The 14491-nt window shown below is 69.6% G+C and carries 16 protein-coding genes and 1 pseudogene; 7 read left to right on the top strand and 10 right to left on the bottom strand.

The features are described from left to right. Positions 1-25: 25 nt before the first annotated feature. Positions 26-790, top strand: a complete 765-nt coding sequence (gene ppgK / locus QC283_RS04600) for a polyphosphate--glucose phosphotransferase (RefSeq protein ID WP_279560034.1) — start codon at positions 26-28, stop codon at positions 788-790. Positions 791-850: 60 nt separating this feature from the next. Here ppgK and QC283_RS04595 read toward each other — a convergent pair whose 3' ends face one another. Continuing rightward, entirely contained in the window at positions 851-1567 is a 717-nt protein-coding gene (locus QC283_RS04595) for a DUF6542 domain-containing protein (protein ID WP_279560033.1), read from the bottom strand. A gap of 391 nt (positions 1568-1958) precedes the next feature. Here QC283_RS04595 and QC283_RS04590 point away from each other — a divergent pair, with 391 nt between their 5' ends. Both QC283_RS04590 and ychF read left to right on the top strand, forming a co-directional pair. Beyond that, positions 1959-3179 carry an RNA-guided endonuclease InsQ/TnpB family protein gene (locus tag QC283_RS04590; protein WP_279560032.1) on the top strand — a complete coding sequence of 407 codons (1221 nt, stop codon included), beginning with the start codon at positions 1959-1961 and terminating at the stop codon, positions 3177-3179. A gap of 114 nt (positions 3180-3293) precedes the next feature. Beyond that, on the top strand, positions 3294-4382 hold the full coding sequence (ychF, locus tag QC283_RS04585; protein WP_279560031.1) for a redox-regulated ATPase YchF: 1089 nt from the start codon (positions 3294-3296) through the stop codon (positions 4380-4382). A gap of 127 nt (positions 4383-4509) precedes the next feature. Here the strand turns inward: ychF and QC283_RS04580 are convergent, their stop codons facing one another. Together QC283_RS04580 and QC283_RS04575 are read right to left on the bottom strand one after the other, a co-directional pair. Beyond that, complete coding sequence (locus QC283_RS04580; protein WP_279560030.1) at positions 4510-4902, bottom strand: DNA-binding protein; 393 nt, start codon at positions 4900-4902, stop codon at positions 4510-4512. Next, positions 4902-5153 carry a hypothetical protein gene (locus tag QC283_RS04575; RefSeq protein ID WP_018845686.1) on the bottom strand — a complete coding sequence of 84 codons (252 nt, stop codon included), beginning with the start codon at positions 5151-5153 and terminating at the stop codon, positions 4902-4904. The genes QC283_RS04580 and QC283_RS04575 overlap by 1 nt, the downstream gene beginning before the upstream one ends. Positions 5154-5327: 174 nt before the next feature. Between QC283_RS04575 and QC283_RS04570 the strand changes: the two genes are divergently transcribed. Beyond that, on the top strand, positions 5328-7481 hold the full coding sequence (locus QC283_RS04570; RefSeq protein ID WP_279560029.1) for a DEAD/DEAH box helicase: 2154 nt from the start codon (positions 5328-5330) through the stop codon (positions 7479-7481). Positions 7482-7641: 160 nt separating this feature from the next. Here the strand turns inward: QC283_RS04570 and QC283_RS04565 are convergent, their stop codons facing one another. Together QC283_RS04565 and QC283_RS04560 are read right to left on the bottom strand one after the other, a co-directional pair. Beyond that, positions 7642-7905: a type II toxin-antitoxin system RelE family toxin gene (locus QC283_RS04565; RefSeq protein WP_279560028.1), complete on the bottom strand. Its 264-nt coding sequence runs from the start codon at positions 7903-7905 to the stop codon at positions 7642-7644. After that, the gene (locus QC283_RS04560; RefSeq protein ID WP_279560027.1) at positions 7898-8167 is read right to left on the bottom strand and encodes a type II toxin-antitoxin system Phd/YefM family antitoxin; all 270 of its coding nucleotides are present in this window, start codon (positions 8165-8167) and stop codon (positions 7898-7900) included. Before QC283_RS04560 ends, QC283_RS04565 begins: the two co-directional genes overlap by 8 nt. A gap of 190 nt (positions 8168-8357) precedes the next feature. On the opposite strand from QC283_RS04560, the gene QC283_RS04555 reads away from it, so the two are divergent. Both QC283_RS04555 and QC283_RS04550 read left to right on the top strand, forming a co-directional pair. Continuing rightward, on the top strand, positions 8358-8642 hold the full coding sequence (locus tag QC283_RS04555; protein ID WP_279560026.1) for a hypothetical protein: 285 nt from the start codon (positions 8358-8360) through the stop codon (positions 8640-8642). Continuing rightward, positions 8624-9037, top strand: coding sequence for a PIN domain-containing protein (locus tag QC283_RS04550; RefSeq protein ID WP_279560025.1), 414 nt, complete (start codon positions 8624-8626; stop codon positions 9035-9037). The genes QC283_RS04555 and QC283_RS04550 overlap by 19 nt, the downstream gene beginning before the upstream one ends. A 133-nt stretch (positions 9038-9170) precedes the next feature. On the opposite strand, the pseudogene QC283_RS04545 reads toward QC283_RS04550, so the two are convergent. The 4 genes and pseudogenes from QC283_RS04545 to QC283_RS04530 form a co-directional block, all read right to left on the bottom strand. Then, a pseudogene (locus tag QC283_RS04545) lies at positions 9171-9815 on the bottom strand (IS5 family transposase); the annotation flags it as partial. 38 nt (positions 9816-9853) lie between these two features. Next, entirely contained in the window at positions 9854-9991 is a 138-nt protein-coding gene (locus QC283_RS04540) for a hypothetical protein (protein ID WP_443032534.1), read from the bottom strand. Between the two features lie 254 nt (positions 9992-10245). Further along, positions 10246-11313: a hypothetical protein gene (locus QC283_RS04535; protein ID WP_279560023.1), complete on the bottom strand. Its 1068-nt coding sequence runs from the start codon at positions 11311-11313 to the stop codon at positions 10246-10248. Between the two features lie 271 nt (positions 11314-11584). Then, positions 11585-12523, bottom strand: coding sequence for an ACP S-malonyltransferase (locus QC283_RS04530; RefSeq protein WP_279560022.1), 939 nt, complete (start codon positions 12521-12523; stop codon positions 11585-11587). Positions 12524-12851: 328 nt separating this feature from the next. Between QC283_RS04530 and QC283_RS04525 the strand changes: the two genes are divergently transcribed. Further along, the gene (locus QC283_RS04525) at positions 12852-13010 is read left to right on the top strand and encodes a hypothetical protein (RefSeq protein WP_279560021.1); all 159 of its coding nucleotides are present in this window, start codon (positions 12852-12854) and stop codon (positions 13008-13010) included. Positions 13011-13156: 146 nt separating this feature from the next. On the opposite strand, the gene QC283_RS04520 is transcribed toward QC283_RS04525, so the two are convergent. Further along, a complete protein-coding gene (locus tag QC283_RS04520) occupies positions 13157-14098 on the bottom strand; it encodes a UbiA family prenyltransferase (RefSeq protein WP_279560020.1) in 942 nt (313 codons plus the stop codon). Positions 14099-14491: the final 393 nt, after the last annotated feature.

The raw sequence follows: 14491 nt of genomic DNA, 5'->3' as shown, positions 1-14491 counted from the left end.
CAGTCGCAGGTCGTAACGTGGTCCCATGCAGATCTTCGGCGTGGACATCGGCGGATCCGGGATCAAGGGCGCCCCTGTGGACCTCGACAGGGGCGACCTGGCCCAGGAGCGCTGCAAGGTACTGACCCCGCACCCGGCGACCCCCGACGGCGTGGCCGACGGCGTGAAGCAGGTCGTCGAGCACTTCGGCTGGACCGGACCGGTCGGGCTCACCTTCCCGGGCGTGGTCACGGGCGGCGCCACGGTCCGCACCGCGGCCAACGTCGACAAGAGCTGGATCGACACGGACGCGCGCGCCCTGTTCAGTGAGCGGCTGGGCGGGCTCGACGTGACGGTCGTCAACGACGCGGACGCGGCGGGCGTCGCCGAGATGCGCTTCGGCGCCGGCCGCGACCGCGAGGGCACGGTCGTCCTGCTCACCTTCGGCACCGGCATCGGCAGCGCCGTCTTCACCGACGGCGTCCTCGTCCCCAACAGCGAGCTGGGCCACCTGGAGCTGGACGGCCACGACGCGGAGAAGCGCGCCTCCAGCAAGGTCAAGGACGACGAGGACCTGTCCTGGGAGCAGTGGGCCCACCGTGTGCAGCGCTACCTCGCCCACGTCGAGATGCTCTTCTCGCCCGACCTGTTCGTCATCGGCGGCGGGGTCAGCCGCAAGGCGCACAAGTTCCTCCACCACATCGAGGGCGTCCAGGCCGAGATCGTCCCCGCCCAGCTCCAGAACAACGCAGGGATCGTGGGCGCGGCGATGCGGGCGTCCCAGGCGGCCGGCCGGCCTGCCGGGGGCTGAGCCGGGCTGTCACACCGGCGGGGTCTCCGGCCCCGTCACACCGGCGGGTCGCCGCCCCCGTCACACCGGCGGGGTCTCCGCCCCCGTCACACCGGCGGACGGTTCCGGGCGCCGGCGCACGGGACCCGCGGCGACGGCGTCGGCCCGGCGGCGGCGCAGCAGCCGGACCCTCCGGACGATCACGGTCGATCCCGCGACCAGGGTCCCGCCGTACAGCCAGCCCGCCTCGGTGGCGAGGGCGGTCACCAGCCCCATCAGCCGTCCTCCCAGCCCCTCGCCGCTCTCGGCGACGGCCACCAGGCCCACGGCGAAGGCGATCGGTACGACGACCGGGGCGGTCAGCAGGTCGCCCGCGCGCACCCAGAGCGCGGTGAGCAGGCACACCGGCAGGAACAGCACGCCGTACACCGTCAGGGACGCGCCGAACAGCAACTGGTCGAGGAAGCCGAGCACCAGCATCACGGCCGCGCAGAACAGGCCACTGCCCAGCCCGGTCAGCCGCAGACCGGGCATCCCCCGCAGGAGGCGCACGGCCCGCACCACCAAAGGCCCGGCCCGCACCGCCGGGGGACCGGACCGAAGTGCCGGCGGACCGGACCGGGGCGCCGGCCGCACCGCGACCGGCCGGTGCGGTCCGCCGGCCCAGCCTTGTGCGGCGGGCCGCCCGACCGGTCGCCCGGCGGCGCGGCTGCCGTCCGCCCCCCGGCCCTGTGGGGGCAGCGGCGCCCGGCCCCGTCGCGGTCCGTACTGCGCAGGTCGCGTCCTGTGTTGCTCCACTGGACCAACTTAGGTCGGTTTATGTGCCGAATAGCCCGACAGACACGCCGTCGGGCACGGCTTGGCCGAGCGTTCGACACCGCGCGGGGCAGGCGCCGGTCACCTGATTCTTGTGAGGAGGCTCCGGCGTTGACGCCGGGGAGGGATCGCATCCGGCTGGTGCGACGCGGAGCGTCGCCGTATCCGGTTCAGGGCGCGGAGCGCCCGTACCGCTGCCACTGGCACTGGCACTGGCACTGCCGACAAGGTGATGCGAACGCGTGTACGTGTGGTCGCTGGTCGGGGTGGTGGTTGTGGGTTCGGTGGGTGTGTGTGCGGCTGTCGTACGTATGGTCCTTCGCAGGGTTCGGGACGGCAGAGTGTCCTGGCCGGGGTCGTGAAGGGGGGCGGGATGGCGCGGGTGGGGGCGGGTGTGGGGGTCGGGCATGCGCGGTACACGTACAGGTTGCGGGTGTCGTCCGCTGCCCGCACCGCCCTGGGGGCGGAGTGGGGCCGGTGTCGTTGGCTGTGGAACGAGTGCGTCGCCAAGTCGAGAGCCGTGCACCTGCGCAACAGGGTGGCCGGTGAGAAGGCCACGTGCGGCCCGGCCCAGCTCGACAGGATGCTGACCGAGGCCCGCGCTCGCACGCCGTGGCTGCGGGAGGGCTCGTCCGTTCCCCAGCAACAGGTCATCCGCGACTTCGGCCGCTCCCGCGCCAAGGCACACCAGGACATGACAGCGCGCCTGCCCGTGGCGCGTCGGGCGGGGATGCCGAAGTGGAAGACCAGGCGTGATGCGTTGCCGACCCTGAATTACACGAAGCGCGGGTTCCGGCTGAGGGACGGTCGGCTGCACCTGGCGGGCGGCATCGTGGTGACGGTGGTGTGGTCGCGGGAGTTGCCGGGTGAGCCGTCCTCGGTGCGCGTGTACCAGGACAGTCTCGGGCACTGGTACTGCTCGTTCGTCGTCCCCGCCCAGCTCCAGCCCCTGCCGGAGACCGGTCGGGTCCTCGGTGTCGACTGGGGGGTGGGGGAGACGGCGACGACCACGTCCGACGCGCACGACCTGCCACACTCCGGGCACGGCGGGAAAGCCCGGGTGAAGCTGGCCCGGTACGACCGGATGATGGCCCGCCGCAGGCCGAAGAGGGGCGAGCCCGCATCGAAGGGCTACCGGACGGCGAAGAAGCTGCGGGCGAAGGCCCACAAGAAGGTCGCGAGGCAGCGGGCGGACACCGGCCGCAAGTGGGCGAAGAAGGTCGTCCGCGACCATGACGTCATGGCGGTCGAGGATTTCCGTCCGAGGTTCCTGGCCAGGTCCACGATGGCCCGCAAGGCCGCTGACGCCGCCATCGGCGCCACCAAGACGGCCCTGATCGAGATGGGCCGCAAGCACGGGCGGGACATCCGCCTCGTACACCCCGCGTACACCACGATGGACTGCGCACAGTGCGGAGCGAGAGCCAAGCACGCACTGCCGCTGGGTGAGCGCACCTACACCTGCACCGCCTGCGCAGCCGTCTCCCCACGGGACAAGAACTCCGCACGCGTCATGCTCGTCCGGGCTGGTCTCGACCCGGCTGGCGTTGATGGCGGAAGACCTCCTGGAGCGCTGCTCCAGGAGGCAGCCTGAGCCAGGAATCCCCTCCACTTCAGGGAGGGGAGGATTCAACCCGTAGACTGGTGGATCGGCCCCCTGCCCGGCCCTCCCACGCCCTCCGCATCCTCATGTACGGGAAGTCGCAACGTGTCGCTCACGATCGGAATCGTCGGTCTGCCGAATGTCGGCAAGTCGACCCTGTTCAACGCCCTGACCAAGAACGACGTGCTCGCGGCCAACTACCCGTTCGCCACGATCGAGCCCAACGTCGGCGTCGTGGGCGTCCCCGACCCCCGTCTGGGGAAGCTGGCGGAGATCTTCTCCTCGGACAAGGTCCTCCCGGCGACGGTCGACTTCGTCGACATCGCGGGCATCGTGCGCGGCGCGAGCGAGGGCGAGGGCCTGGGCAACAAGTTCCTCGCCAACATCCGCGAGTCCGACGCGATCTGCCAGGTCATCCGCGCCTTCAAGGACGAGAACGTCGTCCACGTCGACGGCAAGGTCTCGCCCAAGGACGACATCGAGACGATCAACACCGAGCTGATCCTCGCCGACCTCCAGACCATCGAGAAGGTCCTGCCCCGCCTCCAGAAGGAGTCGCGGATCAAGAAGGACATCGCGCCCAAGGTCAAGGTGGTCGAGGAGGCCAAGGAGATCCTGGAGAAGGGCGACACGCTCTTCACGCACGGTATCCTCCAGGGCAGCGAGCGCGCCGAGCTCCTCCACGACCTGCACCTGCTCACCACGAAGCCCTTCCTCTACGTCTTCAACGTCGACGAGGACGAGCTGACCGACGAGGACTTCAAGAACGAGCAGCGTGCCCTGGTCGCACCCGCCGAGGCGATCTTCCTCAACGCCAAGCTGGAGGCGGACCTCGCCGAACTGGAGGAGGACGAGGCGCTGGAGCTCCTCCAGTCCGTCGGCCAGGAGGAGCCCGGCCTCGCCACACTCGCCCACGTCGGCTTTCGCACCCTGGGCCTGCAGACCTACCTGACCGCCGGCCCCAAGGAATCCCGCGCCTGGACCATCAAGAAGGGCGCCACCGCCCCCGAGGCCGCCGGTGTCATCCACACCGACTTCCAGAAGGGCTTCATCAAGGCCGAGGTCATCTCCTTCGACGACCTGGTCGCCACCGGCTCCGTCGCCGAGGCCCGCGCCAAGGGCAAGGCGCGCATGGAGGGCAAGGACTACGTGATGCAGGACGGGGACGTGGTGGAGTTCCGCTTCAACGTCTGACGCTATGTCAATATCTGTGCCCGATCCTCCTGTTGGCGGGTCGGGTACAGCTGTGTGTCCGCAGTGAGTCCCCGATCCCGCGATGCGGTGACAGCGTTTGGCCGGGCGGCGTGGCAGCGACGCGGTCTCAGACCTTGACGACCTCCACGGAAGGGCCGCACAGGAGTGTCAGATCCTCGGGGTCGGAGGTGAGGACGGTGACCGGTTGGGGCGCGTTGCGGGCGATGGCGGCGAGAGCGGCATCGATGGCGTACTTGTGGCCGTGAAGGTGATGGGTGCGAAGGAGGACGGCGGCCCGGTCGGTGATCTCCTTGGTGACGTCGTGGACGTCGACGCGGGAGAGGACCCACTTGATGCGGGCCGGGTGAATGCGCTCGTAGTCGGCCTCAAGCGTGGTCATGGCACTGGTGGCGACTCGGACGCCCTCCTCCGACGCCGCCTGGACCAGGGCCACCACGGTGCGGTCCTTGCGGTAGAGCTTCGAGAGTCCTTCGCTGTCGAGCAGGAGGGTGCCGGGCATCAGGCGGCGGCCCCGCCGGCCTGCCGGTGGTCGTGGCGCAGCAGCGCCCGGGCGGCCTCGACCTCCTCGCGGGTGAGAGCTTCGTTGTCGGTCTCGAAGTCGGCGACGATCTCCCGCAGCTTGTCCATGGCGACCCTCTGTTCGAGAGCCTCGGCGACGTAGGCGGAGAAACCGCCGGGCCCGACATGGGCGCGTACGGCCTCGGCGAGATCCTCGGGCAGGCTGATCGAATACTTCCTACTACCGCTCATGGTGCCGATCCTACCGGTGGTCGTAAGTCTGGGGGTTGTGAATGACTGCCCCGAGGTTCGGTTGATCAGCAGGGAGCTGCGAATGCCCGTCGAGGCCCCGTGTGGGCGGTGGAAAGATGCGGGGAGGGCCAGAGAGGGGCGGGAAGCGTGGGGCGTGGCGAGCGGGACACAGTCGTGAGGGGAACGCGACTGTACGAGGCGGCGCAGGCAGTGGTCGGTGACCATGGACGGGCAGTGGAGGCGGTACGGGCGGCACTGGAGCCGATCCATGATGCGGCGGTGAAGCGGGAGCTCGACGCCATTCCCGTCGCCCGGCTGCAGGACGTCACCGAAGGACGGCTGCGGCTGGGGAGCGTCGAGAGGGGCGGACTGCGCACCGTGGGCAGTGTTCTCGAAGCGGGCCCCTACCGGCTGCGGCAGATTCCCGGTGTAGGGCAGCGCACCGTCGACCAGATGCTCGCCGCCGCCCGCCGGCTCTCCGAGGCCGTGCACGAGACCGTGGCCGTCCACATCGACGTGGACCGGCCGGAACCGAGCACTACTGCGCTCGTCATGGCCCTGCATGTCCTGGTGGAGGCCGGCCCGGACGCCCAGCGTGCGGTCGACAAGGCCACCGTCCTGGCGGAACGGCTCGGTCCGCTGCTGGCCGACGCTAGGCCCGCCGCCGGAAGGGTCCGGATGCTGCTGGCCGGCCGGGAGAAGAAGGCTCGCGCGTGGGCGGCGGTCGCCGAGACCCGGTCGCTGGTGGACGGGGCGGAGCAGGCCGGCCTGCCAGAGCTGCTCGCCCAGGCGTCGGTGGACCTGCTCCGGGGGCTCTCGTCCGACGTCGTGGCCTGGGTGGACTTCGAACTCCGATCCGCCGAGTACTACAGCCTGCTCGCCGAGATTTCCGGGCGGCTGCCGGACGCGGCTGCCGCAGAGGGCTTTCTGCCGGATGAGATCGCGGAGCGGGTACGGACCCAGCACCTCGACGACACGCACCGGCGGGTCTCCCTGCGTGGTTACCAGTCGTTCGGCGCACGGTTCGCGCTTGCGCAGCGCAAGGTGATACTCGGCGACGAGATGGGCCTCGGGAAGACCATCCAGGCGATCGCCGTCCTCGCGCACCTGGCCGCCGAGGGGCAGAGTCACTTCATGGTCGTCTGCCCGGCGAGCGTCCTCGTGAACTGGACACGGGAGATCGAGGCCCGCAGCGCCCTGCGCGTCATGGTGCTCCATGGTCCCGACCGGCACTACGCGTTTGCCGACTGGAAAGGGCGGGGCGGAGTTGGGGTGACCACGTTCGACGCGCTGCGCGGCTTTCCGGCACCGGGCGGCGGGGAGGTCGGGCTGCTGGTAGTCGACGAAGCGCACTCCGTGAAGAACCCGAAGACCAAGCGGTCTCAGTCGGTCGCCCTGTGGACGGAGCGTTGTGAGCGCAGCCTCTTCATGACCGGAACCCCGATGGAGAACCGGGTCGTGGAGTTCCGCAGCCTGGTCCAGATGCTCGACGGCAACGTCGCGGACTCCCTCGGTGAACGGGACGCGTTGGCCGGATCGGTCGCCTTCCGCAAGGCGGTGGCCCCGGTCTACCTGCGGCGCAACCAGGAGGACGTGCTGACGGAACTCCCGAGCCTTCAGCAGACCGACGAGTGGGAGGAGCTGAGCGCTTCGGACGAGGAGGCGTACCGCGAAGCCGTGCGCGCGGGCAACTTCATGGCCATGCGCAGGGCCGCGTACATGCGCCCCGAGAAGTCGGCCAAGTTGGACCGGCTCCGGGAGATCGTTCAGGAGGCTGGCGAGAACGGGCAGAAGACGGTGGTCTTCTCCAACTTCAAGGACGTACTGGGCGTGGTGAACGATGCCCTCGCGGCCACAACCGCCAGGGCCACTCCGGTGTTCGGTCCGCTGACCGGCGGCGTCCCGGCCCAGCGTCGCCAAGAGATCGTCGACGACTTCGCCGGTGTCCAGGGTCCGGCGGTGCTCCTGGGGCAGATCCAGGCAGCGGGCGTCGGCCTCAACATGCAGGCTGCCTCCGTAGTCGTCATCTGCGAACCCCAGATCAAGCCGACCATCGAACATCAGGCGGTGGCCCGGGCTCACCGTATGGGCCAGGTCAGGCCGGTTTGCGTGCACCGTCTCCTTGCCACCGGAGGCGTGGACGAACGCATGGTGAAGATGCTGGAAGCCAAGACGCGCCTGTTCGATGCCTATGCCCGCCGCAGCGCCGTGGCAGAAGCCACCCCGGACGCGGTCGACGTGTCGGACACCGAGCTGGCACGTCGGATCGTCGAGGAGGAACAGGCACGTCTGGGTATGACGGACGAGAGGCTCATGTCGGCCGAGTGAGGGTGTCCTCCGGTCCGCAGCCAGTCCGCAGGACACCCGTGAACGGCCGTCGGGAGCCAACGCACGCCAACCAGGAAGCCCCAGGTCAGTGCCCTGCGCGGGGCTCCGCCGCAGGTCAGGCCCTTCTGCTGTCCGCAACAGTCCGCAGAAGCGGGAGCAGCTACGTGTCGTAGACCGTGGAGCGGTGTCCGACGTGTACGACCCACACCACCAGCTCCCCGTTGTCGATCGTGTAGACGACACGGTGGTCGCCGACCCGTAGGCGGCGGCGCTCAGGCTGGGATACGAGGGCGGTGGTGTTGAAGCCGAAGGGGTCGCTTTCAAGCTGTGTCAGTTTGGCCAGGATACGAAGCGCCATGTCGCGCGGGATCTTGCGCAGCTCGGCCTGGGCCTCGGGCCGGAACACGGTGCGATAGTCACTCACTGCGGGCCAGCGTCTCCCTCATCACGTCCTCGATCGGGACGCCGGCGGCCGGGCTCGCCATGCGCTCGTCGATGATGCGGTTGATCTCGCGCTCTTCCCACTCCTGGTACTTGCGCAGCACCTCGATCGAGACCACTGCGGCGACCTGCTTGCCACGACGGGTGATGACCGTGGGCACGTCGTCGCGGTCGGCCCGCTCGACGACTTCTGCCAGGTGGGAGCGTACGTCGCGGATGGACTCTATGGGTAGCGGCTGAGTCATACTTCAACGGTACCAAGTGTGTCATGTGTACACAACCGTGGTTGTCCGCAGGACACCCGTAAGCGACCTGGGATGGTGCTGAGATGGGATCGGGATGCCCGTGCTGGGATTTGTGCGAGCGGGGCGCTGGTCGAGTGTGAAGGCAGTGCGGGCGTGGCGCTTTTCCTACTCGTTTGACACAATCGAGGGCATGGCTGAGACGACGTACGGCATCGGGGAAGGCCCGGCGACGCGGGTGAGCCTGTCGCTGCCGGAGGGGACCGCGGAGGCGATCCGGGCGCGGGTGGGGAAGAGGGAGTTCTCCGCGTTCATCGCCGAGGCGGTCGAGCGTGAGCTGCGCGGGCAGGTCCTGGACGAGTACCTGGCGGACTACGAGAGCCGCAAGGGGCCGGTCTCCGAGCCGGCTCGTCAGCGGGCGCGGCAGGTCTTCGACGAGGTGTTCGCCGAGGAGGCCGAGTGGCCCGCCGCAGGCTGAGTCACGAGGGGACGCTCGTCCTGGACAGCGAAGGGCTCTCGAAGCTGCTCGCCGATGACGAGCAGGTAATGGCTCTGATCGCTGAGGCGCGCTCGCGCGGCATGGAGGTCGTGATCAGTGCGCTCACCATCATCGAGGCCGTCCATGCCCGTACGAACAAGTCACGCCTGAACTGGGTGCTTTCCGGGCTGCGGGTCGTCCCGGTCGGTGACGAAGAGGCAAGGGCGGCCTCGAAGCTGCTGATGAATGCCGGGTTGCACGGGCACAAGTACGCGATCGATGCGGCCGTCGCCGAGGCCGCGCTGCGACAGCACCGGCCCTTGGTCATGCTGACTTCCGATTTTGACGACATGGCCAAGCTGTGCGGCGAGCGGGTCCGGCTCGTGGCGGTGTGATTTCCCTTGGTCCGGCTCAGTAGGAGCGGGGTCCGCAGGGGCTCCAGTGACAGGGGAAGGCTCGAGGTCGTCGCCGCTGGGTTTCGGCGGCGTGGGCAGTTTCGGCGCTGAGAGGTCGTTTTCTCCCGTTGTTTCATCCCGGAATCTGGTGGTTGGTCTGTGGTGTCGGGTCGCGCCAGGCGATGGTGTTCTCGCCGGTGAGGCGGCGGGCCATGAGGTCGGTCATGGCGATGTGGATTATGGCTTCGGAGCGGGTGGACAAGGTTTCGTAGTCGCGGGCCAGGCGGCGGTGCAGCATGAGCCATCCGTAGGTACGTTCGACCGCCCACCGCTTCGGAATCGGTGTGGAACCCCTGCTCCCGGGCTTGCGGCCGGTGATTTCCATGTCGATGCGCAGGGCGGCCGCGTGCTCGACGAGGTGCTGTCGGTAGCCGCCGTCGACCCAGACTTTTCGGATCCCGGGATGGTCGGCGGCGACCCGGTCCAGGAGGCGTGTGCCGGCGATGGAGTCCTGCACGCTCGCCGCGGTGACCAGCACCGCGACCAGGAGACCGAGCGTGTCGGTGACGATGCTCCGCTTCCTGCCGACGATCTCCTTTCCGGCGTCGATGCCCTGGCCGGTAGCGGGGACGCTGGTGGAGGTTTTGACGCTCTGGGCGTCGATCACGCAGGCCGACGGCTCAGCGTCCCGCCCTTCCTTCTCACGCAGCAGCTGCCTGAGCAGACCGTTGAACTGGGTGAACACACCCTCGTCGGCCCATTTGGCGAAGTAGCCGTGTCGCTCAGCAGCTGCACGGCGGTGAGGCTGTCCGCTCTTCATGCGGCGCCGTCGTTCGACGCGTAGGGCGCCGGTGCGTCACAGAACAGTTCGCTCTGCGCGGCCTGGACTTCGGCCTCGCTCAGCGGCTCGTGCTCAGCTTCGTGGGCGGCCACGATCTCGGCGAGGCCGTCCATGGCGAGCTGATGCCGGACCGCCGCCGTCACGTACGCCGGACACGCCGCGCCTACAGGTGCTGGGAGGTGCCCGCGTAACCGCGGGTCAGAGCGGTCGTGGTGGGGTTCGCTTCACCGTCAGCCGCATCACCGCAGGCGGCCTGACCTGCGAGAACGCGGGTCAGGCCGTTGTGCTGTCCGCAACAGTCCGCGAAAGTGGGAGCAGCTACGAAAGAACGTTCGATACGAACGTTCGCCTCACGTCCCGCCGGGTGTCACCAGTCTCTGCCGATCGACGAGACCCTGATCTTCCGCAGCTCCTCGACCGCGTGGTCCGGCGAGAAGGCGTGCTGGAGATCCTGTACGAGGTGTGCCAGCGTCTGGAGCAGGTACTCCATGGTCACGAACCGGGCCTGGGTGCCCTGTTCCTCCAGCACCCGTCGCGCGCCGGTGTCCGCGCCCCGCACGATGGCCCGGGCGGGCCGGCCGGCCACGGCTTTCGCTCCCTCGGCCGTGAGCACGAACTGCTTGGGCACCATGATCTCGACGGTGGCGCCGGTGCCGGGGGCGGTCCAGACGGACACGGCGAACGCGCCCTCCATCGCGGTGTCCGTGGCGTGGAGGCCCATGTCCCGTACGGTCTCGCAGAGCCGGTCCAGGTACTCCTTGGCCGTCTCGGCGTTGTCGAGGTCGCCCGAGAGTTCCGCGAACGTCTCGCCCTCGGTGCCTGGAATGGTCTCTCCGGCCACCTCACCGCCGACCCGTTCGAGCTGTTTGCGCTCGTCCTCCATCCGGCTCTCGATGGTCTTCCGGACGACCTCGCGCTCCTCCTCGTCGAGCACCGCCTTGATGACGTCGGCGTTCACGAGGTCGGACAGGTGACTCAGCTCCTGTCCGCCGGCCAGCTTGGCGAGGCGTTCGCGGTGCAGCGAGGGGATCCGCATCTTCGAGACGCGCGCGAGCCAGGTCGGCAGCCCCGACTCGACGCGCTGCGCCAGCGCGTGCATGCGGAAGGAATGGTCGGAACCGTCCTCGCCCACACACAGTTCGGCCGCTGCGCGCAGGTACCCCGCGACCTGTTCGCAGAGCTGCTCGACGTCCGCGTAGTACAGCTTGACCGAGGGTGCCCGCCGTTTGCCGCGGTCGGGCTGTTCGGCCGACTGGACCGGGTCCCCGGCGAGTTCTTCGGGGGTCAGCCGCACGGAGTGCGGTCCGCCGAGCCGGAGGCGCCCGGCGAGGGCCTCGGGCTCGTCCGAGGGTTCCCGTCCGGGTCCTCGCGAGGGGTCATCGGCGTCCAGGACTATGTCGTACGTCGTCAACCGAGGATCAGTGAGCTCGATCACCAGCCACCCTTTCAGGGACGGAGGAAGGCCGGGACGGACCGCGGAGTCGCGGATCCGGCCGGTGTGCCGGCGTTGAAAAACCTTCCGAGTTGTCCCCGCGTGTCCCCCTGGTACGCAAAAGATTACCCATAGTGGGTCGTTGGGGGGTAGAACTTCGCCACTCACGGATCGGATACCGGCCGACCGGCCGCCGCGTCCCGGCCGACCGCCGAATCCCGAACGGCCGCCGAATCCCGGCCGACCGGTCCGGACCCCCGCGTCGCGTGCCGGGTCAGCCCGTCGGTGCCACGGTCGCCTGGGGGTCGGAGAAGGTGTCGCGGGGGGTGCGCGGGACGGTGGACTTGGCCAGGGCGGTGAGGGTCTTGCCGGGGCCGATCTCCATCAGGCGGTCGCAGGCCAGCTCCGAGGTGAGCGTGTGGAGCGTGTCCGACCAGCGGACCGGTGCCGCGAGCTGGCGGCGCAGCAGTTCCGCCCAGTGGGGGCCGCCGCGGTAGGCGCGGGCGTCCACGTTGGCGACGACCGCGGTGTGGCCCGGCATGAAGCGGGCCGTGGACAGCGCGGCGGCGAACGGTTCGACCGCCTCGGCCATCAGCGGTGTGTGGAAGGCGCCGTCGACCGAGAGCCGGACCACCTTCGCCGCCCCGGCCGACTTCAGTTCCTGGACGCAGCGTTCCAGGTCCGCCGTGCGGCCGGCGACCACGGTCTGCCGCGGTGAGTTGTGGTTGGCCACCCACACCTGTCCGCCGCCCGCGTGGCCGGCGTCCACCACCTGCTGCACCCGCGCCGCGTCCAGGCCGAGTACCGCGGCCATTGTGCCCTCGGCCCGCTCGCAGGCCGCCCGCATCGCCGACCCGCGCACCATGATGAGGCGCACCGCGTCCTGCGGGTCCAGGATCCCGGCGGCGACCAGCGCGGAGTACTCGCCCAGGCTGTGTCCGGCGCAGGCGCCGGGGAACGTCGCCAGCGGGTGCTGGTGGCGCAGCTCCGTCAGCGCCACCACGGCCAGGGTGAAGGTGGTCAGCTGCGCGTTGTCGGTACGCCGCAGCGTCGCCGTGTCCGCGTCCAGGAGGAGGGCCTCGACGTCCCGGCCCGCGGCCTCGGAGACCTCCGCCACCACGGACCAGCCGGGGCAGCGGGTCCAGGGCAGGCCCATGCCCGGCCACTGGGAGCCCTGGCCGGGAAACATCAGCGCCAGTCGGGGGGTTGTCATCGTCGTTCCGTCTCCTCCCTGCGGCGGACCGCCAGGCGCTGCCCCAGGGGGGAACCGCGTCCGTATCCGCGCCGTACGGGTGGTCGTCCCCCTGTCGGGTTCCGCCGCCCGGCCCGCTTGTCTGCGATTCGCTCGTTTCTCTGGGAATGAAAGCACTTCGGCGGGGGTGGGCGGCATACCAGTTGCACTTGAGTGGTGCGTGAATACGTCTTTGGAAAGGGGCTGTGCTTCTTCGGTGTTCCCTTGGGCGATTCCCCCTTGTCGCGCGCTTTTCGCGGGATTAGTTTCCGGGGTGACGCAGGTCGGATCGAGCGAAGGGTTGTCACCCATGACTCAGCAGCAGGACGACCGCACCTGCTCCGCGGATGTGGAGGGTGCCGGGGACGTCATTCCCGAAGAGGGGGAAGGCCTCGGTGAGTTTCCGTCACTCGGTCATATTCTGACCGCGGTCTGCGAGCAGTTGACAGGGGCGCTGCGGCAGATCTGAGCCAGGCCGGCCCCGGCCCCCGCCCCCTCCCGGACCGCCGCCGCACGACCTCCCCCGCGTGCGGCGGCACTCTCTTCCGGGCGGCCGGGCCGGTCAGGCCTCGGTGGGGCGGCACCACGGCGGCCGGCGCCGCCGAGCGCGGCCGGTCAGATCACGGCCTGTCCGAGCAGGGCCAGATGTGCGCAGTGCTGCGTGCCCATGAAGCAGCGGTACGGCAGCCGGCGGCGGCTGCGCCGGGTGGCGCCCTGCCCGGTCAGGGTGACGGTGGCCAGGACCACCGCCCCCGCCAGGACCACGGACGCGACCGGCAGCAGCTCCGGCGCCCAGGCCGCCGCCCCGGCGGTGTAGCCGCCGCCGACCGCGCAGGCGCCCACCGCGACCAGCAGGCGGGCGCGCCGTTCTCCCAGCGTGATGGCCCAGGTGCGGCGGCCGGAGGCGATGTCGCCCTCGATGTCGGAGAAGTCCTTCGCGACCGCTCCGACCAGCGCCATCCACAGCGACATGGCGAAGGCGGTCAGCAGCAGTGCGGGAGATGCCGGCGACGAGCCGAGGGCGACGGGGCCGGCGCTGTAGGTGAGCAGCCCGGACACGAACACCACGCCCATGACGGCGGGCGTCCGGTTCTTCCAGGCGGTGCGCGGCGAGGAGTAGCCGTACCCGAGGAGCAGCAGCGCCGTGCAGAGCAGGAGTGCTCCGAGTCCGGCGCCGGCGGCGCAGATCAGCGCGGCGAGGGCGGCGCAGCGGGCGACTGTCAGCGCGGTGCTCCGGGGCAGCTTGAGACTCGCTATAGGACGGGTCGATTCGTTGACCCGGTCCTCGCGGTAGTCCATGTATCCGTTGTAGAGATAGGTGTAGAAGACGGCACAGAACCAGGCGACGAAACAGAGGGTCGCCTGGAGGGCCGGTCTTACGCCGAGGACGGTTGTGGATGCCGGGACCAGTGCGACTCCGGCGAGAAAGCGGAGTTGGAAGGCCGCCAATACGGCGGGGCGGGATTCTTTGAGGCACAGGCGGAGAGTTCGCGGAATCCCGGATACCGGAGTAGACGGTGCACTCGCGGGCAGTGTCTGCGCGGTCACGAAGGGCATGGCGAGGAGCCTAGGGAGCTGGGACCCGCCTGACTGCTCCGCAATGGGGTAACTCGTACCTCTAAAGTGAAATACCCTACTGGCCGGTTGGATGCATGGGGATCATCGTCGTCATCCCCGTCGTTTTGTCCGGCCCGCCGGTCCCCGGTGAATACCGTACTCCGGATTTCGCGAATCGGACGCTCCGGGTCCGCTCGCATTCACCACGGGGACCAGGCTGAACCACTCCGGTCCGACGCACCGGGCCACTCCCGCCCGGGTTCACGAGACCACCTTCCACCTGGTACGTCCCCTCATCGCCGAAGTGGACCGCGCCCCCCTGACCCGCCCGCGCTTTGCTGGTGAGCCAGGCGGGCGCCGTCCTTTCCGGCACTCCGCTTCCCGACAAGGGCC

Source organism: Streptomyces sp. DH41 (assembly GCF_029813785.1).
Classification (GTDB): domain Bacteria; phylum Actinomycetota; class Actinomycetes; order Streptomycetales; family Streptomycetaceae; genus Streptomyces.
Note: the sequence above shows the minus strand (reverse complement) of the source record. Positions and strands in the feature narration are given on the sequence as shown.

Bases quoted from the DNA above. Each gene is read 5' to 3' on its own strand.
- ppgK (WP_279560034.1), top strand. From the start codon at position 26: ATGCAGATCTTCGGCGTGGACATCGGCGGATCCGGGATCAAGGGCGCC.
- QC283_RS04590 (WP_279560032.1), top strand. From the start codon at position 1,959: ATGGCGCGGGTGGGGGCGGGTGTGGGGGTCGGGCATGCGCGGTACACG.
- QC283_RS04580 (WP_279560030.1), bottom strand. From the start codon at position 4,902: ATGCCCGGCACCCTCCTGCTCGACAGCGAAGGACTCTCGAAGCTCTAC.
- QC283_RS04575 (WP_018845686.1), bottom strand. From the start codon at position 5,153: ATGAGCGGTAGTAGGAAGTATTCGATCAGCCTGCCCGAGGATCTCGCC.
- QC283_RS04560 (WP_279560027.1), bottom strand. From the start codon at position 8,167: ATGACTCAGCCGCTACCCATAGAGTCCATCCGCGACGTACGCTCCCAC.
- QC283_RS04555 (WP_279560026.1), top strand. From the start codon at position 8,358: ATGGCTGAGACGACGTACGGCATCGGGGAAGGCCCGGCGACGCGGGTG.
- QC283_RS04540 (WP_443032534.1), bottom strand. From the start codon at position 9,991: ATGGACGGCCTCGCCGAGATCGTGGCCGCCCACGAAGCTGAGCACGAG.
- QC283_RS04530 (WP_279560022.1), bottom strand. From the start codon at position 12,523: ATGACAACCCCCCGACTGGCGCTGATGTTTCCCGGCCAGGGCTCCCAG.
- QC283_RS04525 (WP_279560021.1), top strand. From the start codon at position 12,852: ATGACTCAGCAGCAGGACGACCGCACCTGCTCCGCGGATGTGGAGGGT.
- QC283_RS04520 (WP_279560020.1), bottom strand. From the start codon at position 14,098: ATGCCCTTCGTGACCGCGCAGACACTGCCCGCGAGTGCACCGTCTACT.